Origin of the sequence: Pseudarthrobacter scleromae, from assembly GCF_014644515.1 — a bacterium.
Taxonomy (GTDB): domain Bacteria; phylum Actinomycetota; class Actinomycetes; order Actinomycetales; family Micrococcaceae; genus Arthrobacter; species Arthrobacter scleromae.
In genome coordinates this window covers 348,646-373,164 of the sequence record NZ_BMKV01000001.1, presented here as the reverse complement: position 1 = coordinate 373,164, position 24,519 = coordinate 348,646, and the positions used below count along the sequence as shown (strand labels likewise).

Below are 24,519 nucleotides of genomic sequence, written 5' to 3'. Positions count from 1 at the left end.
GGTTCGCCAGCAAAACCTTAGGAATCTCAGCGGATAACCCGGCCCCGGAGGACCTGCCACACCTCTGCCATGATTCTTTCCGGGTGATGCACCACGTCGGCGTACCCGTAACGCAGTACCGCATATCCGGTGAGGGTGCTGGCGTTGTTCCTGGCACGGTCCTTCTTTACCTGCCGGGGCTCAAGGTGGGTGGCGCCGTCAAGCTCGACGATCAGGAATCCTTCCAGCAGGAAGTCCACGATGCCGATGCCGGGGAGCTCCACCTGTGTCTCCGTGAAAATGCCCGCCGCGCGGAAAAGGATCCGGGCAACCACCTCGATGGGCGAATCTGCGGTACCGTCAACGAGTTCCAGCACGCGCCTGGCTGCACCGTTCCGCTTACCGGGTAGCCGCCCGCGCAGGTAGCCGAGGGTGGTTATCCCCTGCCGGGCTGCGCTCTCCACCATGACGGCAGCTTCCATGGCCGGAAGGCAGCGCAGGCTGTGGATCAACACGTCAGTAGTGCTCGCCACGGGTTTTGGTGAATCCGGAGGAATCAGGGTCCCGCGGTGCACGACGGCGTCCGCCGGCCCACGGTGCCGGCACAGGAGGTGAACACTTGACGGTTCCCTCAACAGCCAAAGACGGCGATGTACTGCGGCGGAAGCACAGGTCAGCAGGCCATTGCCCAGGACAGCCGCAGTCATGTCCGCCGGGGCCCCGGGCAGCGCCACCACCCCGTGCCGGAGCCGGCGGATGTCACCCAGCGCCACCGCATTGCGAATGCTCCGGTCTGTGAATCCAGCCTGCAGGAGCGTGGAGGTGCGCGCCACTGAGCCTGCGTACGTGAGAAATCGGGTGAGGTCCATGGAGCCAGCAGACCCAATCTTCGACGGGGAATGCAGTGCCGGGGAGGCCTATGTGGACAAAGCTCCTGCTGATCTTCCCCGGCTTTCGAGCTGCCTGTCGGCGGGTCCCTGCAACTCGCCGGGCTTCCTACCCGGTGCCGGCAGAAAGGTGGGGAAACTCAGCGCCAACAAGTCCGTGACACCACCAGTAAATTAGTAGTTGCATCTTGTGACAAAGCTGTCATAGACTATTCACGGATCCGCTAAACGCCTCCGGCGGGTCTGATGCGAACGGAGAGATAGCCTCGGTTCACAGCGACGTATGACTCGTATCGTTGCTGCGGACCGGGGCTGTCCCGTTTAAGCAACGTTGCTCCGGGGCCGCACACAGCGAAGCCCGGCCCCTGCAGGGAGCCGGGCTTCATGTTGGGTCAGCTGGCGCGGTCCACCACAGCCAGCGCGAAGCTGGACAGCGAATCCTTGACGACGCCCTCGGGCAGCGGCGCGAGGGCGTCGATCGCCTCGTCAGCCCACCGGCGTGCCACCACCCAGGATTCTGCCGTGACGGGATGCTCGCGCAGGCCGGCGACGGCCTCGGCAAGGGCCTCGTCGGAGGTCAGGTCGCCGTCAATAAGCCGGAGAAGCTCGACGGCGGACTGGTCACCGTCAGCAGCGGCCTTGCGCAGGAGCAGCACCGGCAGGGTGGGAACCCCTTCGCGCAGGTCCGTGCCGGGTGACTTGCCGGACTTGACCTTGATGCCCGTGACATCGATGACGTCGTCGGCAAGCTGGAAGGCGACGCCCACCTTTTCGCCGTATTCCACCAGCACGGATTCGTACGCGGGATCGGCACCTGCGAAGATGGCGCCGAGCTGGCCGGAGGCAGCCACGAGCGAACCCGTCTTGTCCGCAATCACCGAAAGATAGTGCTCCACGGGATCCTCATCCGGACGGGGACCCACGGTTTCGTGGAGCTGGCCCAGGCACAGCCGCTCGAATGTGCGTGCCTGGATGCCGAGCGCCCGGGAACCGAGTTCGGACACCAGGATTGAGGCGCGGGCGAAAATCAGGTCGCCGGTAAGGACCGCCACGGAGTTGCCCCAGACCTCGTGGGCGGTAGGTGCACCGCGGCGGAACGGGGCCGAGTCCATGACGTCATCGTGGTAGAGCGTTGCGAGGTGCGTCAGTTCCACCACGACGGCGGCCTGCACCACGGCGGGCAGCGACGCGTCGCCAAGGTGTGCACAGAGCAGGGTCAGCAGCGGCCGGATGCGCTTGCCGCCGGCTTCCACCAGGTGGCGCGACGTGGCGTCAGCGAGCGGATCCGAGTTGGCGATGGCTTCGCGGAGTTTCTTCTCCACCCGGGCCAGGTTGTTGGTGATGGCCGGCCCCAGTTCAGCGTCTCCGGCGATGGCCGCGAAACCCGCGGGCAGCTGCAGGCCCGTTGCGATGGCGGTGGTATTGAGGCTGGGTTCGGAGTCCGGCAGGCCGTGTCCGGCGTGCGTCCAGCTGTGGTCTGCGGGGTTGGTCACGGGTTAACCCTAACTTTTTGTTGCGGATACCGCTGATTCGAGGCCGCCAGCGTATTGGATGTGGCCGGAACCAGCGATTCCAGGACACGGATCACCCGGTCCTCAAAGCCCTCCGCGGACGGGTCCGTGAGGTTGGCCAGGAGCCGGACCACGAACCGCATCAGCACCGGGATGGGCATGCCGGTCCGGAGTGCGAGCTTCATGACCGCAGGCTTGCCGATCAGCACGGCGAACGCGCGGCCCAGGGTGAAGTGGGAGCCCCACTGTTCGCGCACATAGTCCGCGTACCGCGCCAGGTGCGCATCGGCGTCGTACGTTCCGCCGGCCGCCACTGAGCGGGAGGTGGCGTCAATGATGAACTCGGCAGCGAACCGCGCGGACTCCATGGCGTAGGAGATGCCCTCGCCGTTGAACGGGGAGACCATGCCGCCGGCGTCGCCCAGCAGCAGCAGGCCCGGAGAGTAGTGCGGCGTGCGGTTGAAGCCCATGGGCAGCGCCGCGCCGCGGATCTCGCCCACTTGGTTTTCCGGGGTGAAGCCCCATTCGGCGGGCATGCCGCCGGTCCATTCGCGCAGGACCTGCTTGTAGTCGAGCTTGCCGAACTCCTTGGACGAGTTCAGGATGCCCAGGCCCACGTTGGAGGTGCCGTCGCCCACACCGAACACCCAGCCGTAGCCGGGCAGGAGCTTGCCGTCGCGTCCGGGGAGCTCCAGCCAGCCTTCCATCCAGTCGTCGTCCGTGCGGGGCGAGGTGAAGTAGGAGCGGACGGCGACGCCGAGCGGGCGGTCGTCGCGTTTATGCATTCCGAGGGATACAGCGGTGCGCGTGGAATTGCCGTCGGCGGCGAGGACGACGTCGGCGCTGAACTCGCGCGTCTCCCCCGTCTTGCGTCCGGACTCGTCAAGGAGCGCTGCGCGGACACCGGTGACGCGGCCGTCGTCGTTGCGAATGGCATCCGTGACACTGTGCCGCTCAAGGATGGCGGCACCCGCGGATTGGGCGTGCCGGGCCAGTTCCTCGTCGAAGCCAAGCCGGGTGCGGATCAGCCCGTACTGGGGAAAGTCGGAAACCTCGGGCCAGGGCAGTTCGATGGTGCGCCCGCCGGCGATCAGGCGCAGGCCCTTGTTCCGGCGCCAGCCGTCGCCTTCGGGATGGGGCAGGCCGAGCTTCTGGATCTCGCGGACAGCGCGGGGAGTGAGCCCGTCACCGCAGACCTTTTCGCGCGGGAAGCTGGTCTTCTCCAGAACGGTCACGTCCAGCCCGGCCCTGGCAAGGTAGTACGCGGCGGTGGATCCGGCGGGACCGGCGCCGACAATCAGTACCTTCACAGGTCAGCGGACGATGTTGCGGCGCAGCTTGGCTACGGGGCCCTTGTGCGCCGCGATGGCGGCAGCGGCGCTGTCCGGCTTTGATTCTTCGGCTTTGAACGCGCGGTGCACGGCCACGATTCCACCGGTGAGGTTGCGGTAAGTGACCTTCTCCCAACCGGACTCCTGCAGCCAGGCGGCAAGGTGGTCCTGGTCCGGCCACGCGCGGATGGACTCGGCGAGGTAGACGTATGCGTCGGGGTTGGACGCAACCTTCGTGGCAATGGCCGGCAGGGCCCGCATGAGGTATTCGGTGTACATGGTGCGCCAGAGCGGAACCACGGGCTGGGAGAACTCGGCAATGACCAGCCGGCCGCCGGGCTTGGTGACGCGGAGCATCTCCTGCAGTGCCTTCTTGGGTTCGTTGACGTTCCGCAGTCCGAAGGAAATGGTGGTGGCGTCGAAGGAGTTGTCAGCAAACGGCAGGTTGGTGGCATCGCCGGCAACAAAGTTGATGTCCGGGCGGCGGCGCTTGCCCACCTTGAGCATCCCGAGGGAGAAGTCGCAGGCCACAACGTCTATGCCCGCATCGGCATACGGTTCGCTGGAGGTGCCGGTGCCCGCTGCCAGGTCCAGGACACGCTGGCCCTTGCTGGCCTCCATGGCATCCACCACAACCTTGCGCCAGCGGCGCGTCTGCCACAGGGACAGGACGTCATTGACGACGTCGTACTTCGGTGCGACGTCGTCAAACATCGTGGCTACTTCGTCCGGACGCTTATCCAAGGATGCTCGGTTCACCATGTCATTGTCTCAAATGTTCAGGAGCGTCCCGACCAGCCACGATTTGCCCCATTCCGGCTCCGCCCCGGACCGGGGAAGGCCATCGTGTACGCGGGAGTAGTGTTGTCTCATCATGACGAGCACGTTCCGCACCCTCACAGTCCCCCTGGATGGAAAAGATTTCCCCGGGGGGCTTCCTGCGTTTTTGGTACGGGACGATGTCCTCTGCTGGACCCGGAGGGAAGCCGGACTGGCCGGTTTCGGCGAGATTGCGCGTTTCACCGCCACCGGCCCCGAGCGCTTCCTCGAGGCCGACATCTGGTGGCGGCACCTTGTCCTTGAGGCCGAGGTCACCGATTCCGTTGAGCTCCCCGGGACGGGCCCCGTGGCCTTTGGCTCCTTCGCGTTCTCCAAGACTTCCGCCCACGAGTCGCGGCTGATCGTGCCGGAGATCGCGGTGGGCGTGCGGGACGGGCAGGTCTGGCTGACCCAGCTGACGTTCGACGACGGCCCCCTCACCGAGGACACCGCCCGCGCCGCGCTGGACCGCTGGCTCCGGAGCGATGCGGCTCCTGCGGCGGTGCCACCAGGAAGCACGACGGCGGCAGCGGACCCTGCCGGGGACGGCACCTTGGGTGCCGTGGCCACCAAGGGGGGCGGCGCCGTCGTACGCCCCCTCCCCCTCGCCGCAGGGGCAACCCTGCATACAGGATCGCTGAGCGAAGAAGCCTGGATGGCGGCCGTCGAGGCGGGCGTGGCCGAGATCCGGACCGGCGCGCTGGAGAAGCTGGTGCTGGCCCGGGATGTGGTGGCGACTATTCCATCTGGCGTACATGCCGCAGAGGTACTGCGCGAGCTCGCCGCCCGCTACCGCGAGTGCTGGACGTACGGGGTGGACGGGCTGGTGGGGGCCACGCCGGAGATGCTGATCCAGGTGGAAGGACGCACCGCCCAGGCGCGCGTGCTGGCTGGAACGCTGGACCGCCGGGACGCCCACGGCGCGGACGGCCTCCCAATGGATTACGCCACCCGGGTGCTGGCCGGCTCGGAAAAGCAGCGGCACGAGCACGAGATCGCCATCCAGTCCCTGACCACGCAGCTGGCGCCTTTCTCGGAAGCGATGAATGCGCACGACGAGCCGTTCATCCTGGAACTCCCGAATGTGTGGCACCTGGCTTCGGACGTCAAGGCTGAGCTGGCCGAAATCGAGGGCCACGTGCCCACCTGCCTCGCGCTCATCAACGCCCTGCACCCTACGGCCGCCGTCTGCGGAACCCCCACCCAGGTTGCCGGGGCCCTGATCCGGAAGCTGGAACACCTGGACCGGGGGCCATATGCAGGCCCCGTGGGCTGGCTGGACGCAGCGGGCAACGGCGAGTGGGGCATCGCACTTCGTGGAGCGGTCATCGAGTCCCGGGATACTGTCCGACTGTATGCCGGCTGCGGAATAGTTGACGGCTCACAACCCGAGGCCGAGCTCGCGGAAACCTGGGCCAAGTTCCGGCCGATGCTGGAGTCGCTGGGAATCAGCAGCTGACTCCCTCTCTCCCCGGCAGTCCGGGATGGGAGACATCGCCTGCCCGTGCGGGCTTGCTTTCCCCTGTGATTTAGTTATCCAATAGTGAAACTTAGTTTCCTGTGATGCACATCTCATAATCGGCGCTACACTATGAACCGATTTAGTACCGCATACTCCCCGCAACAAAAGGTAAGAAAACATGCAGCTCAAGTCCCTGGCCACGGCCAAAATGACCGCCAAGGCAGCAGCAGTCTTCGCCGCCGGCGCCCTCACCCTCACGGCCTGCGGCGGCAGTTCCACCCCCGCAGCCTCCGAAGGCGGCATCCAGCTCATCAATGCCGGCAAGCTCACGGTCTGCTCGGACATCCCTTACGAGCCGTTCGAGTTCGAGAAGGACGGCGAGACGGTCGGTTTCGACGTGGACATCGCCAAGGAACTCGCCAAGGACTTCGGCGCCGAACTGAGCATCGTTGACAGCTCCTTCGAAGCGATCGAGACCGGCACCGCCCTGACCCAGTGCGACCTGGGCATCTCCTCGATCTCCATCACGGACACCCGCAAGTCCGTTATGGACTTCTCCACCCCGTACCTCGACGACGACCTGGCCCTGGTGGCCAGCGAGGACTCCGGCATCACCGGCCTGGAGGACGCCAAGGGCAAGAAGGTTGGCGTGCAGCAGGCCACCACCGGCGCCGACTACGCCCAGGAGCAGGGCATCGACGCGCAGCAGTTCGAGGACACCGGCCTCCTGGTGCAGGCTCTTGAAGCCGGCACCATCGACGCCGCCCTGGGCAACCAGTCCGTCCTTGGCTACGCCATCAAGGACCAGCCCAAGTTCAAGAGCGTTGAGGACTTCGCAACCGGCGAGCAGCTGGGCATCTCCATCAAGAAGGGCAATACCGCAATGCTGGAGAAGGTCAACGGCACGCTTGAGCGCCTGACCGAGGACGGCTCCTTGGAGAAGTTCAAGACCACCTGGTTCGGCGAGACCGCCAAGTAGCCAACAACCGCCAAGTAGTCGCCGTGCAGGCCCGGGGCTCCCCCGCCCCGGCCCCGCCACGGCCCTGAGAACTACGCAGCCGGGGCCCCGGACGAGCTGTACCGCAGTCCGTCCGGGGCCTCTGCCACGCACAACGAATGTGAGCAACCCATGGCAATGACCGCACGTCAGCGAGCCAGAGTAAGCCTGTATGTCCAGGCCGGAATCTTTGTGGTGGCCATCGCCGCGCTGATCCTGGCCACCGACTGGGAGACCATCGGCAACAGCGTCTTCAACTTCGGCAAGATCGGGCCCATGTTCCCGGGCATCTTCGTCACCGGCCTGACGAACACCCTGATCTACACGTTCCTCGGCTTCATCGTGGGCCTCTCCGGCGGCCTGCTTTTGGCCCTGATGAAGCTCTCCAGCTTCCCCCTGTACCGCTGGATCGCCTCCGGGTACATCGAGTTCTTCCGCGGCATCCCGGCACTGCTGGTGTTCATCGCCTTCGGCTACGGCGTGCCGCTGGCCTTCGGCGTTTCCTGGAACATCACCGTGATCGTCATGGTTTCCCTGGGCATGGTGGCCTCGGCCTACATCGCCGAAACCCTCCGCGCAGGCCTGCAGGCCGTGCCCAAGGGCCAGCTGGAAGCCGCCCGTTCGCTGGGCATGCCGCAGTGGCGGGCGATGATCACCATCGTCATCCCCCAGGCCTTCAAGATCGTCCTGCCGCCCCTGACCAACGAGGTCATCCTGCTCACCAAGGACTCCTCGCTGATCTACGTCCTGGGCCTCACCGCCTCGCAGTACGAGCTCACTAAGTTCGGCCGCGACGGTATCTCGAGCCTGGGCGCAGGCCTCACGCCCCTTCTGGTGGCCGGCGCCTTCTACCTGGTGATCACCATCCCCCTGAGCTTCCTGGCCCGGAAGTTCGAAAGCCGCACTGCGCGGAACAATCGATAGGCAGGGAAGACCATGAACGACGTCGTAAACAACTCCCGCGGCGGAGCTGCCACCATCCAGGCCGCCGGCGTGGCCATCAAGGACCTGCGCAAGTCCTACGGTTCCAACGAGGTCCTCAAGGGCATCAGCCTGGACGTGGCGCCCGGCGAAGTGGTGTGCCTGATCGGACCGTCCGGTTCCGGCAAGTCCACCCTGCTGCGCTGCGTCAACCTGCTGGAGCAGCCCAACCAGGGCAGCATCCACGTGGGCGGCTTCGAGGCCACCGATCCCGATGTGGACATCGACAAGATGCGCCGCAAAGTGGGCATGGTGTTCCAGCAGTTCAACCTGTTCCCGCACCTGGACGCCAAGCGCAACTGCTCCATCGCCCAGACCAAGGTCCTCAAGCGTTCGCAGGCCGAGGCGGACAAGGTGTCCATGCACAATCTGGAACGTGTGGGGCTCGGACACCTCGCGGACCGGTTCCCGGACCAGCTCTCCGGCGGCCAGCAGCAGCGCGTGGCCATCGCCCGCGCGCTCAGCATGGACCCCGAGCTGATGCTCTTCGACGAGCCCACCTCCGCGCTTGACCCCGAGACCGTGGGCGACGTCCTCTCCGTCATGCGGAACCTCGCCAAGGAGGGCATGACCATGCTGGTGGTCACCCACGAGATGGGCTTCGCCCGCGAAGTGGCGGACCGCGTGGTGTTCATGGACGGCGGCGTTGTGGTGGAGGAAGGCGTGGCCGAGCAGGTCATCTCCTCCCCCACGCAGCCCCGCACCAAGGAGTTCCTGCGCCGCGTCCTGGATCCCACGCACATCGACATCGAGGAGTAGGTCTCTTCGCTTTCACTACGCACAATCCCCGGCGCTAGAGATTCTCCGCAGCGCCGGGGATTTTGTGCGTCACGGGGCCATCAGCGCCTCGCTTTTGAACGAGGCGGACGACGGCGGCACGCGCCTCCTGTGCGGGCATTTACTTCCGCGGTGCCTGGGCACAGAATAGGTCACATCACAGCCCTGGCTCAGCAGCGCGCTGCCCGTCCGGCCGCCGTCCCGCGCGGTGGCGCACCCAGGAGCGCAGAGATGAATTTCCAAGCCCCACCACCGCAGGCGGCAGTATCCGAACGCGCCGCGCGGCTGGCATCAGTGCCCTCGTTCCAGCGGGTTGACTCCTTCATCCGGCGGTACCTCAACCGGGGACAGGACCAGCGCACCGTGTGCGACTTCACGTTCGGCAACCCCCACCAGATGCCGCCAGACCGCTACGTCACCACTTTGCGGGATGCCCTGGTTCCCCGTGATGACCAGTGGTTTGCCTACAAGACCAACGTCGAGACGGCGCAGGATGCGGCCGCACAGTCCCTGGAACGGCTGCTGGACATACCCTTCAGGACAGAGGACATCTTCCTCACCACCGGCGGGTTCGCTGCGATCGCCCTGGCGCTGAAGACCGTGGCGGACCCCGGCGACGAGGTGGTCTACAGCCTGCCGCCGTGGTTCCTGTACGAGCCGCTGATCCTCGAAGCCGGCCTGGTCCCGGTCAAGGTGAAGGTCCACACCGCCACGTTCGATCTGGACCTCGCCGCAATCGACGCTGCCATCACGGAGCGGACGCGGGTTGTGATCGTCAATTCGCCCAACAACCCCACCGGTCGGATCTATCCCCAGGAGCTGCTGCTCCGGCTCGCCGGCCTGCTGGAAACTGCGTCTGCAAGGATTGGACGGCGCATCTACCTCATCTCGGACGAGGCCTACAACCGCATTGTGTTCGACGGCGTGCGGTTCCACAGCCCGGCGGAGTTCTACCCGTACACGCTGCTGGCTTACTCCTACGGCAAGACCCATCTTTCCCCGGGCCAGCGGGTGGGGTATCTGGCCCTGCCGCCGGCCATGCCCCGCCGGGAGGAGATGGCGCCGGCCATCAGCGGCCTGCAGGTGGCGATGGGCTGGGTGTACCCCAATGCGCTACTGCAGCACGCGCTTCCCGAGCTGGAGAAGTTCTCCATCGACGTCGGCCAGCTGGAGCGGCGCAGGGACCGCCTGGTGGACGCGCTCGGCAGCATGGGTTACCGGATGCAGCCGCCGGAGGGCACGTTCTACCTGTTCGTCAGCACGCCCGGTCCGGACGACGAAGCCTTCACCGAGTCCCTCGCCCGCCGCGACGTCTTCGTTTTCCCGGGCACGCTGTTCGAGACGCCCGGGTTCTTCCGGATTTCCCTGACAGCCAACGAGGACATGATCGAGCGGAGCCTGCCAACCTTCGAAGCAGCGATCAAGGACAAAGGAGCAGTCGCAGATGCGGTACCCGGGGGCTGATCGTCCGTGGAAGCAGGCTGGCTGCCCGGCGCCGCTTACGTTTCGCTCCGTACGGCGACGATCCGGAAGGCCAGGTCAAAGTAGCGGCCCACCAATCCCCGTGAGCCGGTAATGCCGAACGAATAGCGGTCCAGGTGGGTGGCCTGCGCCGTTACGTGAACCCAACCAGGGGCGGGGGCTTCCCAAGACAGGATCTTGACCTGCACAGCCGTTGCTACATCGTGCATGGCCACGATCCCGGCCAGAACTATTGCGTCCGTCTCCTCGCTGACGCCAGTAGAAGAGAACCGGATCCCCGGGAAGGCTGCCACGTTGAGCAGGCTCCGCCCTTTGACATCCCGGTCGCGGCGTCCACTGGCGGACGTGAAGCTTGCCGCATCGATCGTGGCACTGGCTCTGCACTTTGCCAGTGTTGAAGAGACGTACAAGAGCCCCGAGGAAACGCGGAATGCGGCGCGCACCGTGCCCAGGCCGAACATATGCCGGGAGACGTAGGTGACACCCGAGCGTTCAGGGTCGATACGGTACGCACCCGCGTCTGGTAACTCGCGGATCTGCAGGGCTGGTTCGGCGGTCATGGCGTTTTTCCTTGGGCTTGGCCGGAATCCCCCGCACCGGCAGTTGCTGATGTATCAGCAACATTGCTCCTGTTATGCTGACGTGTCAACAACAATTTGTCGTCTGGAAGGTGGTTTATGGCTCCGAAGACGCGCGGCCTGACGAAGGACGAGGAAGAAGTGTGGTTCGCCTACATCCTCTTCACCCGCCAGTTGGCAGCCGGGATGGAGAGGCAGCTGGCGGGCAGCGGCGTATCGGGCGCCGATTACCAGATGCTCGCCCCACTTGCCGAAGCCGGGCCCTCCGGAATGCGCGCCCGGGACCTGGGGCGCAGTGCCGGTTGGGACCGCAGCAGGCTTGCGCACCAGCTTCGGCGAATGGAGGAACGCGGCCTGATCAACCGGGAACCGGCGGACAATGATGCCCGCGGCGTCATGGTTCATCTCACCGAAGTGGGGCGGGCTGCATTGCGCACGGCATCCCCGGGCCACCTCGCATGGGTCCGGGCAAACTTTCTTGACTTGTTGACGCCTGCGGAACGCCAGCTGTTGATAGGGCTTTCCAGGCGCGTCATGGACAAGTTAGAGCCGGAATCCCGGTCCTAGCGCGTCAGCACTCCCCCAACGGCGGCCGCCACGGCGTCCTTGATCCGCGTATGGAGCTGCCGCAGGGAATGACGGTCGGTGCGGACTTCAATGATGCTGCGCCCCTCAACCGGCTGGGCGAGCGCCTCGGCGAGTGCCGCCGTCGTACTTACCGAGCAATGCCCGACGCCGTACGCCGCGGCGAGTGCCGCGATGTCCACGGAGTGCGGCGTGCCAAAGAGGCGTTCGACGGCGTCGCCGTACGTTCCGGCCTCACGCACCGCGCCGTGTTCCAGCAGGTCGAAGATGGCCCCGCCGGCGTCGTTGAGGACGACGATCCGCAGCGAAGGCTGCTCCTCCCCGGCGCCGAGGAGCAGGCCGCCGACGTCGTGGAGGAACGTGACGTCGCCCAGCAGGACTGTGGTGTCCTGCCGGCCGCCGATGGCGATGCCCGTGGCGGTGGAAATAGTGCCGTCGATCCCGGCGAGGCCGCGGTTGGCGTACACGGTGGCGGCGGGTTCCGGGGCGGGCAGGCCGGCGAGGTCCACGTCGCGGATGCCGTTCGATGAACCTAGGAGGAGCTGGCCGCGGGCATGCTTCCACACCAGCGAGCCCACTGCCGGCCCGCTCGCGGGAGCCTCCGCTGAAAGTATTCCATCCAGGGCATGCTGCGCTGCCGATCCTGCGAGCAGCCAGGTATCCAGCCATTCTGTGGTCCCGCGGCCGGCAAAGCCGGCCAGGTCGCCGAGGTTTTCCAGCGGCAGCTCGGTACGGCGGCCGGGCTCATACCAGGCCACCGGCACGGGCTGGTAGAGCGCAGCCTGGACATCAGCCCTGGCCAGAAGCGCGGCGACCGGGCGGGACAGCGTGGGCCGGCCGAAGAGCACAACACGTTCAATCGGCATGTCCGCGCCGGGGCCGAAGTGCTCCAGCAGCAGCCGGTATGGACCTACCGCGTTGGGCCCGAAGCGGGCGTTGGAGGACGGCTCGGCCAGCAGCGGCAGGCCATGGGCGCGCGCGAACGCCTCGGCGACGGGCCCGGCGTCATGCCCGGCGAGTACGACGGTGCGCCGCTCCGGCAGGTCGGTTGACGCCGGCGGCAGGTTCATGATGAGCGGCTCGGTGCCGATTCGGTAGCGCTGCCGTTCGGCCGCGGGCGGCAGTTCCTCCCCCTTGGACGGAACCAGCGGATCGCGGAATGCGAGGTTCAGCTGGACGGGGCCGGGCGGCAGGTCGGGGAACGCGCCGGTGGCGGCGGACAAGCCTGTCTGGATGGCGCGCCGGGGGTCGGTGCCGGCGGCTATGTCGACGGCGAAGCGCACCTGCTCGCCGAAAAGGTCAGGCTGGACGGTGGTCTGGTTGGCGCCGGTTCCGCGGAGCTCGTCTGGGCGGTCGGCGGACAGCACCACCAGGGGAACCGCAGCATGGTTGGCCTCCATCACGGCTGGCATCAGGTTCCCGACGGCGGTCCCGGACGTTGTGAGGACGGCGGCGGGCGATCCCGTGGCCAAGGCCAGGCCCAGGGCCGTGAACCCGGCTGAGCGCTCGTCGATCCGGACCAGCAGGTCCACCCGGCCCTCGGCTGACGCCTCGGCAAGGGCATACGCCATGGGGGCCGAGCGGGATCCCGGCGAGACAACCACGTGCTGCACGCCGCCGTCGACCAACACCCCGACGGCGATCCGCGCCGCCGCCAAAGCACTCAGCCCAGCCCCGCCGTCAGGCGTGGCGTCCGGAGTAGTGCCGGAATCAGTGTCAGGCGTGGTGTCCGGGGAAGGCTCGTTCAGCGAAGTCACCAATCCAGTCTGCCACCCCCGAACGCTCTCTCATTCGATGTGGGTTTTACCGGAACGCTCTATCATTCGATGTGGGTTTTACCGGAACGCTCTCTCACCTGATGCGGCGTTAACCGGAACGCTCTATCACCTGCCGCCCAAAGCCGGACGAAAAGGTGATAGAGCGTTGCCGAAAACCCGGTGTTAATTGATAGAGCGTCGCCGAAAACCCGGTGTTAAGTGATAGAGCGTCGCCGTCGGGCTTAGGCGTCCGTGCGGAACACCTGGATCACGGACGGGCGGGGAGCGCGCGCCTGGCCGGGTGCCGGCGTCGTGCCTTCCGCGACGTAGTCCGGGAAGAAGGAAACCTGCGCGTCGAAGGTGCCGTCCTCGCCCGGGTGCTGCACCGCAACGAACACTGTACGCTCCTCGTCGTGGATGATGGGGCCGCAGGTCTCACCGTCGCGCGGGACGGCAAGGAACTGCTCCACCTTGCCGCGTTCGGCGCCGTCCAGGGTGACTTTGAACAGGCCGTCCGCCCGGCCGATGCCGGAGGGAGCCCCATCCGTGGAGATCCAGAGGTTGCCCACGGAGTCGAATGCGAGGTTGTCCGGGCAGGAGATGGGCGAGACCTTATCCACCGGGAAGCCGGAGAAGTAGGTGACATCGCCCTGGGCCGGATCGCCGCAGACCATCAGCAGGTTCCAGGTGAAGGTGGTGGAGGTCTGGCCGCCGGTCTCGGTGATCTCCACGATGTGGCCGTCGCGGTTCTGGTTGCGCGGGTTGACCTCGGTTGCGCCTTCGTTTGACCCAACACCGCGGTTGGAGTTGTTGGTGCAGGCCACGTAGACCTTGCCGGTGTGCAGGCTGGGCTCCACGTCCTCACAGCGGTCCATCTTGGTGGGGCCAACCTTGTCGGCGGCCAGGCGGGTGTACACCAGGACCTCCTCGACGGTCATGCCCGGAACGGCCGAAGCCCCGTCCACCACCAGCGGCAGCCACTCGCCGATGCCGTCGAAGGCGCCGTCGGCGGGCACAGCCCCGGTTCCGGTGATTTCGGCAGCCGGCGAGTTGCCCGTGAACCTGGCGACGTAAAGGCTGCCCGCGGACAGCAGTGTCATGTTGTGCTTGCGGTCGCCCTCGCGGTACTTGTCCTTCGAGACGAACTTGTACAGGTAATCGAAGCGCTCATCGTCACCGGAGTAGGCCACAACGTGCCCGGACTCGGCGATGATCACGTTGGCGCCCTCGTGCTTGAAGCGGCCCAGCATGGAGTGCTTCTTGGGCGTGGAGGTGGGGTCGAAGGGGTCAACTTCCACGATCCAACCGAAGCGGTTCGCCTCGTTTTCGTAGCCGGGGTTGCGGGTGTCCCAGCGCGGCTCGTCCAGCTCCCACTGGCGGGCAGTCGGCTTGCTGGTGATGCCGTACCGCTTGTCCCCGGCAGAGGTTCCCGGCGCCACGAAGTAGCTCTGGAAGTTCTCTTCGCCGGAGAGGATGGTGCCCCACGGGGTGGTGCCGCCGGCGCAGTTGCCCAGCGTGCCCTTGATGAAGCGGCCGGCAGGGTCCTCAACAGTCTTGAGAAGCGGCGAGCCGGCGGCCGGGCCGGTCAGTTCGTACACCGTGTTGTTGAGGAAGCGGCGGTTGAGCGGCGCACCCTTCACGTAGGTCCACGGCTTGTTCTTGTTCTTGCGTTCCAGCTCAACCACGGACAGCCCGTGTGCGGCCGCCCCCACAGCGCGCATCTGGTCTGCAGGCATGGTGGGCGGGAACATGATGGCGTCGTTGGTGTACTCGTGGTTGGCGAAGAGCACCGCGCGGCGGCCCTTGCTGCCCGGGATCTCCAGGATGTCCGTGTAGTCGTTGTTGTAGCCGAACTGCTTTTCCTGCGCGGCGGCCGTCTGGTTGTACAGGTCGAACTCCGGTGCGCCGTTGAAGATGGGGTCACCCCAGCGGATGACCGGCTGCCAGGCGAAGCCCTCCGGGACTGTCACGGCGTCCACGGCGGCATCGATCGACGGGATGGCCGTGAACTGCAGCTTGGACTTGCCGAAGCCTTCCTTCGCGGCCTTGGACAGGCCGGCGGCGTTCGCGGAGTCAGGCGAGGTTGCGGCGGATCCGAGGACGACGGCGAGCGCACCTGCGGCGCCAAAGCCCAGGGCGGCGCGGCGGGACATGGTGGCGGAGGCGATGTCACGGAAGTAGCTGTTGGAGCTGGTGTTGCAGACGTCGCCGGCGCAGGCGTTGTCGCACTTCAACGCGCAGGTGACGGCGCTGCGCTTGCCCTTGGTATGGCCGAGCATCGGCAGCAGGGTGAACTTGCGGGCAGTCGTTTCAGACATGGGGGCCTTCCAAGGAATTTCTACGAGGTCCCGCCCACCCTTTCAGCCGGTTTCTACGCGCAGTAGTATGCCGGGTGAAGTTCCGGTTAACCGCGTGTGACCTGCAGAAACGTGAGAGAGGGTGCCAGGAAAACCCGCGTTAAGTGAGAGAGGGTGCCAGGAAAGACCGCGTTAAGTGAGAGAGGGCGCCAGGAAAACCCGCGTTAAGTGAGAGAGGGTGTCAGGGGGCCAGGAGCGCGTGGACGCGGCGCAGCCGGGCCAGCCACCAGTCCCGGCGCTCCCCGGATGCCGCATACCGCTCAAGCAGCCCGGCGTCGGCGGCCGCATCGCGGAGGCGGATGGCGCCGTCGTCGGACACTAAAGGATCCGTGGTGATGTCCGATTCAAACAGGGACACCGTCCCCAGCCCGCAGGCATACGGCAACTTGGGCAGGGCGGCTGCCAGGGCAAGGCCGGCACGGATGCCCACGGAGGTGTCCAGCGCAGAGCTGACGACGGCGGGCAGCCCGGCCTGCGCCACGATGTCCAGGGCGCGCCGTACTCCCCCGAGCGGCGCCACCTTGACCACCAGGAGGTCGGCCGCCCCGGCCCGCGCCACGCGCAGGGGGTCGGACTCCTTGCGGACGCTTTCGTCCGCAGCGATCAGCACCGGGGTGCCCGCGGCCCGGAGCTGGCGGCGGACCTCGGCTAGTCCGTCGATGGTGGGGACGGGCTGCTCGGCATATTCAAGTCCGACGCCGGCAAGCCGGGTGAGAGCCGAGACCGCCCCGGGCACGTCCCAGCCCCCGTTGGCATCCACGCGGATGGCGGCGTCCGGCAGCGCGGCCCGCACGGCGGCAACCCGGGCGGCGTCGTCGTCGAGGGTCTGGCCGCGCTCGGCAACCTTGACCTTCACGGCGTCCACCCGGCCAAACCGCGCCAGCACCTCGGGCACCCGTTCGGCAGGCACGGCAGGAACGGTGGCGTTCACCGGAATAACTGAACGCAACGGCGCGGGGAACCCCTCCCAGGCAGCCTCGATGGCGGCGGCAAGCCAGCGGGACGCCTCACCGTCTGCGTACTCGGGGAACGGGCAGAACTCGCCCCACCCGGCCGGGCCCCGCAGCAGCAGCGACTCGCGCTCCATGATGCCGCGGAACTTGACCCGCATGGGCAGGGACACCACGTGCGCGCCGGCCAGCAGTTCCTCGATCGCGGGCACCTGGGGCGGGACGGTTGGCATGGATTCAACTGTACAAGCGGGGGCCGCCGCCCCGGCGAACACAAAGCCGGCGAACACAAAGCCGGCGAACCCCGCGGAACCTCCCAGCGCCAACAGCCTTCCAATGCATATCCATATGGATATATAATGTGGGCATGGCACGGGCAGCAACAACCACGGACGCTTTCAACGCGGTAGCTGAGCCCCGCCGCCGGGAGATCCTGGACGCCCTCAGCCTTGGCGAACGCCCCGTGAACGAGCTGGTGGACCTGCTTGGCCTGGCCCAGCCGCACGTCTCGCGCCATCTGCGGGTCCTGCGGGAGGTGGGCGTTGTGGATGTCCGGGACGAAGGCCGGCAGCGGCTGTACCGGCTCGATGCGCAGGCCCTCAAGCCCATCCACACCTGGGTTTCCACATATGAGCACCTCTGGGCGGAGCGCTTCGACCTGCTGGATGACGTGCTCGCCGGCCTCCAGGAAGACACCTCGCAAGAAGGAGCAGGGCAATGACTCAGACAAGCACCATGGACGTGACCTATCCCGGCAATCGGGAAATCCTCATCACCAGGACCGTGGAAGCGCCCCGGCACCTTGTGTACAGGGCCTGGACAACACCCGATCTCGTCCGGAAATGGTGGGCCGGGCGCCGCGGCGAGATGACGGTGGTGGAAATGGATTTCCGGGAGGGCGGCGCCTGGCGGTACGTCATGCTGGCGAGCGGCGGGTTTGAGGTGGCCTTCCACGGCACGTACCGGGAGATCGTGCCGAACGAGCGCATCGTCCACACGGAGGTCATGGAGACTGCGGGTGTGGGCCGGGACAGCGAGGAAGGGGCCGTGGTCAATACGGTCACCTTCAGCGATGCCGACGGCGGCGCCACCCTGGTCAGCATCCGCACCGATGCGGGCAGCAAGGAAATCCGGGACATGATTGCGCAGTCCGGCATGGAGGGCGGGGTGCGGGAGCAGTTTGAACTCATCGAGGCACTCGCCCAGGCCCTGGAATAGCCATCGCGGCCGCCTCGATGTGCCCGGCCCCAACCTGCGGCGGGATCCCAGCTTTCTGTGACACCCTTTAAGCGATGACTTTTCAACGGCAGGCAACGAGCAGGACCGCAGCCCGACCCGCAACGGGATCGGGCTTCCTGTTCGTGCTGGCCACGCTGGCGTGTGTGGCCGGGCTGGTGGCCACCTACTACTACTTCGTCCAGACCACCACGGGCCAGTTCATCGACGAGTCCGCACTGGTGGAAGCCGTGGAACTCCATGGGCCGGCCGGCAAGGCAACCACCAAGTTCCTGGACCTGCTGCCCACCGTCTCCCTGGTGATGGCCGCCGTCGTGGTCCTGTTTGTGACCGTGATCCGCAAGCACTGGGCGGAGGCAGGAATTGCCGTGGCCGCCTGCATCGGCGCGAACATCGCCACGCAGGTGCTGAAGGATCTCCTGCCCGCCCGCCCGGACAAGGGCGTGATCACGCTGGAGCTGAACTCGCTGCCCTCCGGCCACACCACATTGGCGGCGTCGGCGGCGGCCGCGGTGTTCCTGATGGCCTCGCCCCGCTGGCGTCCGATGGCCGGATTCGTCGGCGGCACGTTCGCCATCGCATCCGGGGTGTCCACGCTGATCAACCAGTGGCACCGGCCGGCGGACGTGGTGGCGGCGTTCCTGCTGGTGGGCGCGTTCATGATTCCCGCGGGCTGGCTTATTATCCGGCGAGGGTCGTGGAATGCGTGGGACGGCTTTGGCGGGCACATCGGTTCGGCCCGGATCTGGCTGACGCTTCCGGTTGGCATCGGGCTGGCGTCGGCCGCGGTGGCGCTGTACTCGCTGGCGCGCATCGCCCCGAGCCCGTGGCAGGAGACCAGCACCACCCACTATTTCTGGGCCGGAATCTCCCTGATTGTGATCGCCGGCTACCTAGCCACCGTTGCCACTACATCCCTGTTCGCGTACGCCGCACGACGACGGGTCCCGGCAAGGCGCTGAGCCCCCACATGCCAGGGAAACCTTGACCGAACCTTGACGCATTACTGGTGAGTATTTTGATGGGCCCGGTGGATAGTAGTGGCTGTCAGGAGACGGGCGGCGGCAGCAGGCAAGCAACAGGAGGCCATCCAGCCGGATTGGCCTCGCAGCCCATCACTCTCCTGGCGGCGTCTTGAAGTGGGCTCCGCCAGGTATCAACGGCCTCCCGCCCGGCTCCTGGCAGACGTGAGACGGCGAGCACGATAGTCCCCCTGCAAGCGGACGTGTGCTCCTCAAACGTCCCGGCGCCGCCCTTCCCCCCAATGGCGGCGCCGGGATTTCCACGACTTTTGTCCCCGGTCAGGCCCCGGCGGGTGGCCCGGGGTTGACGGCCGTGCCCAGCACATGGGCCAAGGCCGGCGATAACGGAAGGACGGCGAAATTGAAGCGCCGGCTGCCTACCGGAGCAAAGCCAGCCTCCCCGATGGCCGCCACTGTGTCCCGGTTTGGATGGCAGCCGCCGGCGAACCGCTGCCATGCAGGCGCCAGCAGGTCCTCCACTGCCGCGAACAGCCGGTTGTCCGAGCGGACGTGCTCATAGAAAACAAGGATCCCCCCGGGACGCAGGACGCGCCGGATCTCGGCCAGCACCGGCGCCTGCTCGCTGACGCTGCACAGAACCAGGCTGGACACAACAGCATCAACGCTGGCGTCAGCCGCTGGAATGTATTCGGCTGCTCCGGCGCGGACGGTCACGGGTACTGGAGCGGAGGCTGCTTTGGCGGCGGCGATGCTCCTGAGGTCGTCGTCCGGCTCGATGGCCAGCACGTGGGTGACGGCCGGCGGGTACAACGCGAAACCGGAACCGTCCCCGGCGCCGATTTCGACGACGGACCCGCGCAGTCCGGCCAGCAGCTCACGGCGGTGTCCGGTAGCGCCGCGGCGGTTCATCTCCTCGACCGCCCGGGCGTAGGCCCGGGCGAAGCGCGGGTGCTGCAGTTCCGCCGGTCCGCGCTCCCCCGCGGGGCCGCTTCCCTGGCCGCCGCCGGTCACGCGCCTCAGCTCGCCGGGCCGGCGCTGCCGCCCGAGCTAAGGCTGCCACCAAGGCTGGCGAGGGCCGCGCGGAGCCGCATGTCGGCGTCGTCCGCTACTTCCTTGACCGCCGGGTTGTCACTGAGCTGCACCATGGTTTGCGGATCGATCGCCTGGATGGTGGTTTCACTGGCGTCGGTGCTGCGGCGGACCACAACGTTGCAGGGCAGCAGGGCACCCATGTCCGGCTCGGCTGCGAGGGCACGGCTGGCCAGGTTGGGGTTGCAGGCGCCGAGGATGATGTAGTCGCCAACGGATGCGGCGGCCTCAGGCCCCAGCTTCGCCTCGAAGGTGGCCCGGACGTTGATCTCCGAGAGAATGCCGAAGCCCTGTTCGGCCAGGGCGTCCTTGGTCTGCTGCAGCGCCTCGTCCCAGGCAAAGGGAACGGTGATGGTGTGCGTGTAGCTCATGGTGCCTCCTCAGGCGGTTGCTCCTGCTGTGGGTACTTCGCCATCGTATACCCCCGGGGGTGTTATGGCTACGGGAGTCCCAGTCCGCGGGATAGTTCCCAATAGCTATACGCAGTAGAGTTTGCCGTTGTTGGTGCCGACATCCAGCCTCAAAGTTGCCTCAGCGGACGCCTCCGTGCGGTTTTGATAGGTCGCTGTGGCTCTCACCGTCAGCAGGCTCATCGAACGGTTCTCGGCGATGATTTGTGAGTTCTCGGTGAGGATGATGCTTCCAGAAGCTCCGGCGCCCACCACCGTATAGGGCGGCCCGTATGACCCGTCAGGCCTCTTGGCGGAAAGGGTCAGAGCGGCAGGAGCCTCGGGCAGGACATAGTTGAGGGCAACCGTTTTATCCGCGTTGTCCATCCTTGAGCAGGCGAACTGCTGGAACGCAGAACCGGGCCAGTTCGCTGCGACGGTGGCGGTCATGGTCGCCGTCGCGCTTTGTTGCCACAGCGCCGACGCTGCAGGCACGCCAAAGCCCAGCAGCACCGTGACTACAAAAGCTCCTACGGCGGCGGATGCGCCCGGCAAGGCGAGAAAACGCCGCATTACCCGGCCTCAGTCACGGCGGCCGGCTTGCGCGCCCCGCGCACCGATTTGAAGACCAGGATGGTGCCGTACCCGATTAGTCCTAAGGCGGCGAGAGTGGTCCATAGTCCGCGGTCGGCATTGCCGAGTGCGTTGGCAACGAACCCCGCCTGGGGAACGGCGTAAAACAGCTTGCCCTTGACCTGGATTTCACGGACCGGCTCGGCATCGGTGGCGCCGTTGTTATCGCCCTTGGTGATGAGTGTCTTCTCACCGGTCTGGGTGGCCCCGAAGCCCACAATCCGGTGGGTTTCGACATCCGGCCTTTCGGAGTAGAGCTGGAACGTGATGACGTCCCCGTACTTGAGCTCCCCGAAAGGCGCCGGCTTCATCACCAGGAAGGTGCCGGGCGGAAATTTGGGTGCCATGGAGTTGGTGAGCACGGTATACGTGTGCGATCCCGTTGCCACCGGCACCACGATCAGGACCAATGCCGCGAACAGCGCAGTGAGCATTGCAGCCATGCTTGCCGCGCGTCCCACAAAGGCAAGCGCCTGGGCGCCGGCACTCCCTTTCTTCGAGTACGACGGCGATGCGGCCCCGGGCGCGTCCGGAGCCGCCGCGGCGGCGTGGGTCAGCGGGCGTTCAGTCAGGTCAACAGCCACCGGGGACCCCGCAGAGTTGGCGAACGGTGAGGGGCAGGGTGATGGCCACTGCTTGTCCTTTCACGGTGGACGGGGCTGATGGGCTGAGGGTCACCTGGAAACACAACACGGTGGAACCGGACTTGGGAACTGCCGGTGATGCGAGCCCGGAGCCGCCCAAAGGTGCGTATCCGCTGGCAGTGCCGCAGTCTGCTGCCGAGGTTGCGGCCTTCCCGCTGACGCTCAGGTACTGGGAGAGTGTCCCGCCCGACAGATTCGCCATCGCGGGCTGCCCCACCGTGGCCACCGTGTTGAACGTTCCGCCGGCATCGGTGCTGTTGGTGACAACCACACCGCCGTAGACGGATGTTCCGGGCAGCAGGGCCGCGGCCGGCGTCAGAGCCAGGTTGGCCGGCTTGCCGTCCGGGAGGGTCATGGTGGTGGCCTGCCCGGACGGCGTGGCAGTGAGATTGACGGTGAAGGAAGCGGAGGACACGGTCCCCGGCGCTGCAACTGCGGTAGCGCTCCAGAGGGCGTAGGTGCCCTGGACTGCCAGGAGGCCCAGGATCACTGCCGCGGCGATAAGGCCGGCCGCCTGCAGTGTGCGCTTGATGCGCATGAGTCCTCCTCCAGCTTTGTTTACAGCCGCGCCACAGGCGGCAAACGAGTCACCAGTCGCCTACCGCCTGCCAGGTCTGACTGAATGTCTAGGCGGTAACCTGCTGCAGGGTGAACGCTACGTTGTCAAAGTTGAATGTCGTGTTCACATCGTCCCGTCCCGCCGTATCGGCACTGAACGTGAAGGTGATGCTTGCGGTCACCTTTTGAGTATCTTCAGACTCCTTCAACACAGAATTGCTGTAAGTTTCTCCGTTCACTTTGATGGCAGGCCGGGACACTGACACGTTGCTGGAAGTGAGCCCACCATTGTCTGCCCACCCGGTTGTGGAGATCGTGGCAGCCATGTTGTCGCCCTTCAGGGTCACGTCCAGGTTCTGGGTGAAAGTGAGTACGTCGCCCGGAACCACGGTGTACGTGCCGTCTTCAAGCCCTTCGGTCACATCGGCGTCGGCGCTGTTGGTCCAGATCCCCTCTGCTGCAACTACGTCCAGGTCACCGGAAACGATGGAACCAGGCGTCGCCGTGGCTGTGTCGTTCCAGTTAGCGAGGGTTCCGCCGCCGCCCAGGAGCAGCGCTGCGCCTACTGCGATGGCTGCGGTGCCTTTGATCAGAGTGCTGTTCTTCATGGTGTGTCCCCTCAGACTTTGCGTGTGTTTGTGGATCTGGGACCACTCTGCAAGGCAAATCTCAGGACCTGATAAGGGATTTGATCAAGGTTCGCGCAAGAATAAAGCAGCAGGTCAGACGCCGGTAAGCGCTATCCCACAACCTGCTTCAAGCCGTAAGTCGACGCCACACAAATGTGTGACTCGAAGGCCAAACGGGTAGTCCTATTCGGACGCACACTAGGACCCCACCACGCCCGGCCGCCCCGGCTCGTACAAATCGATGATGGGCAAGTGCCCGTCAGTACGGATGGCGTCGCCGCCGCCGTTGCGGTGGTGGTAGCCGCTGGAGTAGTTGAGGATGACGTGGACCGACTCCACCGCGTCGGCTGCCTGCAGCGTGGCGATAATGAAATCGCGCTCCTCGTCCGTGCGGTCGGCGATCTTGTGCGTGATCTGGAAGGTGAACAGGGACAGGCCCACGCTCCGGTCGTACGTTCCGGCGCCCACCCAGTCCACGGACAGGCCGCCGGGCAGCATCCATCCGGGCGGGCACTTCCAGAACCGCACGTGGTGCCGCTTGCGCGGATTCCCGTCGATCTCGCGCTGGAACGCCAGGTCCTGCCGGTTGCCGAACACGTAGAGCGAGCTGACGGGGGCGGCCGGATAACTGCGGCCCAGCACAGTGGAGGTGAGGGTGTGCCAGGCCGTGGCCGGGGTAATGGGGTCGGCCTCCACCCAGCCGGCGGTGCCCATGGCCCGGCGCAGCTCCTCCTGCGTCCCCACCACGGCGAGGTTCACGGGATCGCCAAGGACGCCGTCGCCTGTCCTGGCCCGGCCAATGAAGTAGTCGGGGATGTAGAGGCTGCTCAGGATTTTGTGGACGCGCGGCAGCAGCGCGTAGGCCAGGATCAGCCAGACAGGCAGGAACACCCACGCCTGGTCAGGGCCGCGCGAAAGCCGCGACAGCAGGAAAAAGTACACCGCCCAGCCGACGGCGACAGTAACCACCAGGTACAGCACCCGCTGCAGCACTGCCAGGACGGTGGCCCACCGGCTTTGCCGCCGTTCCACCGCGTTGCTGGAGGGTGAGTGGTCGGGCTCCGCCGGCACGGCCCGCTCCTGGCCAGAGTGCCCGGCACCGCCGCCGTCGGGGCCTGGACGGGAGCCGCTGGCGGGTCGGTGGCCGGGTCGGCGTTCGGGGCCCGAGCCACCCACGCCCGAGTCGCCTACACCAGGGGTCACGGCTCGTCGGGGTTCAGCTGCTCAACGATGATCCGCGCCGTCTCAGGATCACCCAAAATCATGAAGTGCCCGGCAGCGGGCAGCTCGATATTGGTGGCGCCGGGAAGGACGCTGCCCTCCGGGATGTGCGGATCGAACGTGCCGTAAATGGAGGTGATGCGGCTGTTGATGGCCTCCTCGCGGGCGAGCTCCAGCGTCAGGGCATTGCGTGGCGAGAAGATCCTCAGGGTGGGCAGCAGCATGTACCTGGCATAGCGCGATCCCGAAAACGGCGTGCACACGGTGACCATCCGGTCGATCCGCTGCTCGGGGTCCAGCATCAGCATGGTGTATTTGCCGATCAGGCCACCCTTGCTGTGCGCCACGATCGCAGCGTCCTGCAGCCCTGCTTCCTCAATGTGCTGGGCCACCATCCGCGCCGCCACCGGCACCTCAAGTTTGTTCCGCTGCAGCACCGTGACCACATGGACGGGATGGCCGGCGTCGTGGATGCACTGGATGAGCGGCATCATGAACTGCCAGTTTTCGTAAACGCCCGGAATGATCACCACAGGCCGCCGGTGGCCCTGGTGGAAGGATCCTGGCTGGACCCGCGACAACACTCCGCGGACCTGCCATCCCGCGGCATAAAGGTAGTCCTGCAGCCACCACATGGCTTTGCGCAACGGACTTATCCGAGTGCTCACGCCCCGTTCACTCATC

General features: G+C 66.3%; 25 protein-coding genes. 9 read left to right on the top strand and 16 right to left on the bottom strand.

Translation table 11 applies throughout. The features are described 5' to 3' along the window. Positions 1–26: 26 nt before the first annotated feature. From IEX33_RS01720 to IEX33_RS01705, 4 genes are all read right to left on the bottom strand, one after another. Positions 27–848 (bottom strand): endonuclease domain-containing protein, encoded by an 822-nt coding sequence (locus IEX33_RS01720; protein WP_188727223.1) that lies wholly within the window; start codon positions 846–848, stop codon positions 27–29. 410 nt (positions 849–1,258) lie between these two features. After that, positions 1,259–2,359: a polyprenyl synthetase family protein gene (locus IEX33_RS01715; RefSeq protein ID WP_188727221.1), complete on the bottom strand. Its 1,101-nt coding sequence runs from the start codon at positions 2,357–2,359 to the stop codon at positions 1,259–1,261. Continuing rightward, complete coding sequence (locus IEX33_RS01710) at positions 2,356–3,687, bottom strand: geranylgeranyl reductase family protein (RefSeq protein ID WP_188727219.1); 1,332 nt, start codon at positions 3,685–3,687, stop codon at positions 2,356–2,358. Before IEX33_RS01710 ends, IEX33_RS01715 begins: the two co-directional genes overlap by 4 nt. A gap of 3 nt (positions 3,688–3,690) precedes the next feature. Next, positions 3,691–4,467 carry a demethylmenaquinone methyltransferase gene (locus IEX33_RS01705; RefSeq protein WP_229675234.1) on the bottom strand — a complete coding sequence of 259 codons (777 nt, stop codon included), beginning with the start codon at positions 4,465–4,467 and terminating at the stop codon, positions 3,691–3,693. Positions 4,468–4,582: 115 nt separating this feature from the next. On the opposite strand from IEX33_RS01705, the gene IEX33_RS01700 reads away from it, so the two are divergent. The 5 genes from IEX33_RS01700 to IEX33_RS01680 all read left to right on the top strand — a co-directional run bounded on the left by IEX33_RS01700 (position 4,583) and on the right by IEX33_RS01680 (position 10,208). Next, positions 4,583–5,986, top strand: a complete 1,404-nt coding sequence (locus tag IEX33_RS01700; protein ID WP_188727216.1) for an isochorismate synthase — start codon at positions 4,583–4,585, stop codon at positions 5,984–5,986. 181 nt (positions 5,987–6,167) lie between these two features. After that, the gene (locus IEX33_RS01695) at positions 6,168–6,968 is read left to right on the top strand and encodes an ABC transporter substrate-binding protein (protein WP_188727214.1); all 801 of its coding nucleotides are present in this window, start codon (positions 6,168–6,170) and stop codon (positions 6,966–6,968) included. A gap of 150 nt (positions 6,969–7,118) precedes the next feature. Next, entirely contained in the window at positions 7,119–7,910 is a 792-nt protein-coding gene (locus tag IEX33_RS01690; protein ID WP_104184452.1) for an amino acid ABC transporter permease, read from the top strand. Between the two features lie 12 nt (positions 7,911–7,922). Further along, complete coding sequence (locus IEX33_RS01685; RefSeq protein WP_104184453.1) at positions 7,923–8,726, top strand: amino acid ABC transporter ATP-binding protein; 804 nt, start codon at positions 7,923–7,925, stop codon at positions 8,724–8,726. A gap of 249 nt (positions 8,727–8,975) precedes the next feature. Further along, positions 8,976–10,208: an aminotransferase class I/II-fold pyridoxal phosphate-dependent enzyme gene (locus IEX33_RS01680; RefSeq protein ID WP_188727212.1), complete on the top strand. Its 1,233-nt coding sequence runs from the start codon at positions 8,976–8,978 to the stop codon at positions 10,206–10,208. A 35-nt stretch (positions 10,209–10,243) separates the two neighbouring features. On the opposite strand, the gene IEX33_RS01675 is transcribed toward IEX33_RS01680, so the two are convergent. Further along, the gene (locus IEX33_RS01675; protein WP_188727210.1) at positions 10,244–10,786 is read right to left on the bottom strand and encodes a YceI family protein; all 543 of its coding nucleotides are present in this window, start codon (positions 10,784–10,786) and stop codon (positions 10,244–10,246) included. Between the two features lie 117 nt (positions 10,787–10,903). On the opposite strand from IEX33_RS01675, the gene IEX33_RS01670 reads away from it, so the two are divergent. After that, positions 10,904–11,371 carry a MarR family winged helix-turn-helix transcriptional regulator gene (locus IEX33_RS01670; RefSeq protein WP_188727208.1) on the top strand — a complete coding sequence of 156 codons (468 nt, stop codon included), beginning with the start codon at positions 10,904–10,906 and terminating at the stop codon, positions 11,369–11,371. Here IEX33_RS01670 and menD read toward each other — a convergent pair. From menD to IEX33_RS01655, 3 genes are all read right to left on the bottom strand, one after another. After that, positions 11,368–13,146: a 2-succinyl-5-enolpyruvyl-6-hydroxy-3-cyclohexene-1-carboxylic-acid synthase gene (gene menD, locus IEX33_RS01665; RefSeq protein ID WP_377089716.1), complete on the bottom strand. Its 1,779-nt coding sequence runs from the start codon at positions 13,144–13,146 to the stop codon at positions 11,368–11,370. The two genes, IEX33_RS01670 and menD, sit on opposite strands and share 4 nt — an antisense overlap. A gap of 242 nt (positions 13,147–13,388) precedes the next feature. Beyond that, the gene (locus tag IEX33_RS01660) at positions 13,389–15,464 is read right to left on the bottom strand and encodes a PhoX family protein (RefSeq protein WP_188727203.1); all 2,076 of its coding nucleotides are present in this window, start codon (positions 15,462–15,464) and stop codon (positions 13,389–13,391) included. A 220-nt stretch (positions 15,465–15,684) separates the two neighbouring features. Further along, on the bottom strand, positions 15,685–16,686 hold the full coding sequence (locus IEX33_RS01655; protein WP_188727201.1) for an o-succinylbenzoate synthase: 1,002 nt from the start codon (positions 16,684–16,686) through the stop codon (positions 15,685–15,687). 134 nt (positions 16,687–16,820) lie between these two features. Between IEX33_RS01655 and IEX33_RS01650 the strand changes: the two genes are divergently transcribed. The 3 genes from IEX33_RS01650 (at position 16,821) to IEX33_RS01640 (ending at position 18,651) form a co-directional block, all read left to right on the top strand. Beyond that, a complete protein-coding gene (locus IEX33_RS01650; RefSeq protein ID WP_188727199.1) occupies positions 16,821–17,174 on the top strand; it encodes an ArsR/SmtB family transcription factor in 354 nt (117 codons plus the stop codon). After that, positions 17,171–17,671: an SRPBCC family protein gene (locus IEX33_RS01645; protein WP_229675191.1), complete on the top strand. Its 501-nt coding sequence runs from the start codon at positions 17,171–17,173 to the stop codon at positions 17,669–17,671. The genes IEX33_RS01650 and IEX33_RS01645 overlap by 4 nt, the downstream gene beginning before the upstream one ends. 74 nt (positions 17,672–17,745) lie before the next feature. Further along, positions 17,746–18,651 (top strand): phosphatase PAP2 family protein, encoded by a 906-nt coding sequence (locus IEX33_RS01640; RefSeq protein ID WP_188727196.1) that lies wholly within the window; start codon positions 17,746–17,748, stop codon positions 18,649–18,651. 339 nt (positions 18,652–18,990) lie between these two features. Here IEX33_RS01640 and IEX33_RS01635 read toward each other — a convergent pair whose 3' ends face one another. The 8 genes from IEX33_RS01635 to IEX33_RS01600 form a co-directional block, all read right to left on the bottom strand. Then, positions 18,991–19,683 (bottom strand): class I SAM-dependent methyltransferase, encoded by a 693-nt coding sequence (locus IEX33_RS01635; protein WP_188727195.1) that lies wholly within the window; start codon positions 19,681–19,683, stop codon positions 18,991–18,993. A gap of 5 nt (positions 19,684–19,688) precedes the next feature. Then, entirely contained in the window at positions 19,689–20,132 is a 444-nt protein-coding gene (locus IEX33_RS01630) for a DUF302 domain-containing protein (protein ID WP_188727193.1), read from the bottom strand. 105 nt (positions 20,133–20,237) lie between these two features. Further along, complete coding sequence (locus IEX33_RS01625; protein ID WP_188727191.1) at positions 20,238–20,723, bottom strand: hypothetical protein; 486 nt, start codon at positions 20,721–20,723, stop codon at positions 20,238–20,240. After that, the gene (locus IEX33_RS01620) at positions 20,723–21,367 is read right to left on the bottom strand and encodes a signal peptidase I (protein WP_229675190.1); all 645 of its coding nucleotides are present in this window, start codon (positions 21,365–21,367) and stop codon (positions 20,723–20,725) included. Before IEX33_RS01620 ends, IEX33_RS01625 begins: the two co-directional genes overlap by 1 nt. After that, positions 21,357–21,965 carry a hypothetical protein gene (locus tag IEX33_RS01615; RefSeq protein ID WP_188727189.1) on the bottom strand — a complete coding sequence of 203 codons (609 nt, stop codon included), beginning with the start codon at positions 21,963–21,965 and terminating at the stop codon, positions 21,357–21,359. Before IEX33_RS01615 ends, IEX33_RS01620 begins: the two co-directional genes overlap by 11 nt. An 88-nt stretch (positions 21,966–22,053) precedes the next feature. Beyond that, positions 22,054–22,593 carry an alternate-type signal peptide domain-containing protein gene (locus IEX33_RS01610; protein ID WP_188727187.1) on the bottom strand — a complete coding sequence of 180 codons (540 nt, stop codon included), beginning with the start codon at positions 22,591–22,593 and terminating at the stop codon, positions 22,054–22,056. Positions 22,594–22,812: 219 nt separating this feature from the next. Further along, positions 22,813–23,685 (bottom strand): LssY C-terminal domain-containing protein, encoded by an 873-nt coding sequence (locus IEX33_RS01605; RefSeq protein WP_229675189.1) that lies wholly within the window; start codon positions 23,683–23,685, stop codon positions 22,813–22,815. Positions 23,686–23,813: 128 nt separating this feature from the next. Next, the gene (locus IEX33_RS01600; RefSeq protein ID WP_188727183.1) at positions 23,814–24,518 is read right to left on the bottom strand and encodes an esterase/lipase family protein; all 705 of its coding nucleotides are present in this window, start codon (positions 24,516–24,518) and stop codon (positions 23,814–23,816) included. Between the last annotated feature and the right edge of the window lies 1 nt (position 24,519).

Excerpts from the sequence above, each read along its gene's own strand:
- IEX33_RS01720 (WP_188727223.1), bottom strand. The coding sequence starts at position 848 with ATGGACCTCACCCGATTTCTCACGTACGCAGGCTCAGTGGCGCGCACC.
- IEX33_RS01700 (WP_188727216.1), top strand. The coding sequence starts at position 4,583 with ATGACGAGCACGTTCCGCACCCTCACAGTCCCCCTGGATGGAAAAGAT.
- IEX33_RS01695 (WP_188727214.1), top strand. The coding sequence starts at position 6,168 with ATGCAGCTCAAGTCCCTGGCCACGGCCAAAATGACCGCCAAGGCAGCA.
- IEX33_RS01690 (WP_104184452.1), top strand. The coding sequence starts at position 7,119 with ATGGCAATGACCGCACGTCAGCGAGCCAGAGTAAGCCTGTATGTCCAG.
- IEX33_RS01685 (WP_104184453.1), top strand. The coding sequence starts at position 7,923 with ATGAACGACGTCGTAAACAACTCCCGCGGCGGAGCTGCCACCATCCAG.
- IEX33_RS01680 (WP_188727212.1), top strand. The coding sequence starts at position 8,976 with ATGAATTTCCAAGCCCCACCACCGCAGGCGGCAGTATCCGAACGCGCC.
- IEX33_RS01675 (WP_188727210.1), bottom strand. The coding sequence starts at position 10,786 with ATGACCGCCGAACCAGCCCTGCAGATCCGCGAGTTACCAGACGCGGGT.
- IEX33_RS01670 (WP_188727208.1), top strand. The coding sequence starts at position 10,904 with ATGGCTCCGAAGACGCGCGGCCTGACGAAGGACGAGGAAGAAGTGTGG.
- IEX33_RS01660 (WP_188727203.1), bottom strand. The coding sequence starts at position 15,464 with ATGTCTGAAACGACTGCCCGCAAGTTCACCCTGCTGCCGATGCTCGGC.
- IEX33_RS01655 (WP_188727201.1), bottom strand. The coding sequence starts at position 16,686 with ATGCCAACCGTCCCGCCCCAGGTGCCCGCGATCGAGGAACTGCTGGCC.
- IEX33_RS01650 (WP_188727199.1), top strand. The coding sequence starts at position 16,821 with ATGGCACGGGCAGCAACAACCACGGACGCTTTCAACGCGGTAGCTGAG.
- IEX33_RS01645 (WP_229675191.1), top strand. The coding sequence starts at position 17,171 with ATGACTCAGACAAGCACCATGGACGTGACCTATCCCGGCAATCGGGAA.
- IEX33_RS01640 (WP_188727196.1), top strand. The coding sequence starts at position 17,746 with ATGACTTTTCAACGGCAGGCAACGAGCAGGACCGCAGCCCGACCCGCA.
- IEX33_RS01630 (WP_188727193.1), bottom strand. The coding sequence starts at position 20,132 with ATGAGCTACACGCACACCATCACCGTTCCCTTTGCCTGGGACGAGGCG.
- IEX33_RS01625 (WP_188727191.1), bottom strand. The coding sequence starts at position 20,723 with ATGCGGCGTTTTCTCGCCTTGCCGGGCGCATCCGCCGCCGTAGGAGCT.
- IEX33_RS01615 (WP_188727189.1), bottom strand. The coding sequence starts at position 21,965 with ATGCGCATCAAGCGCACACTGCAGGCGGCCGGCCTTATCGCCGCGGCA.
- IEX33_RS01610 (WP_188727187.1), bottom strand. The coding sequence starts at position 22,593 with ATGAAGAACAGCACTCTGATCAAAGGCACCGCAGCCATCGCAGTAGGC.
- IEX33_RS01600 (WP_188727183.1), bottom strand. The coding sequence starts at position 24,518 with ATGAGTGAACGGGGCGTGAGCACTCGGATAAGTCCGTTGCGCAAAGCC.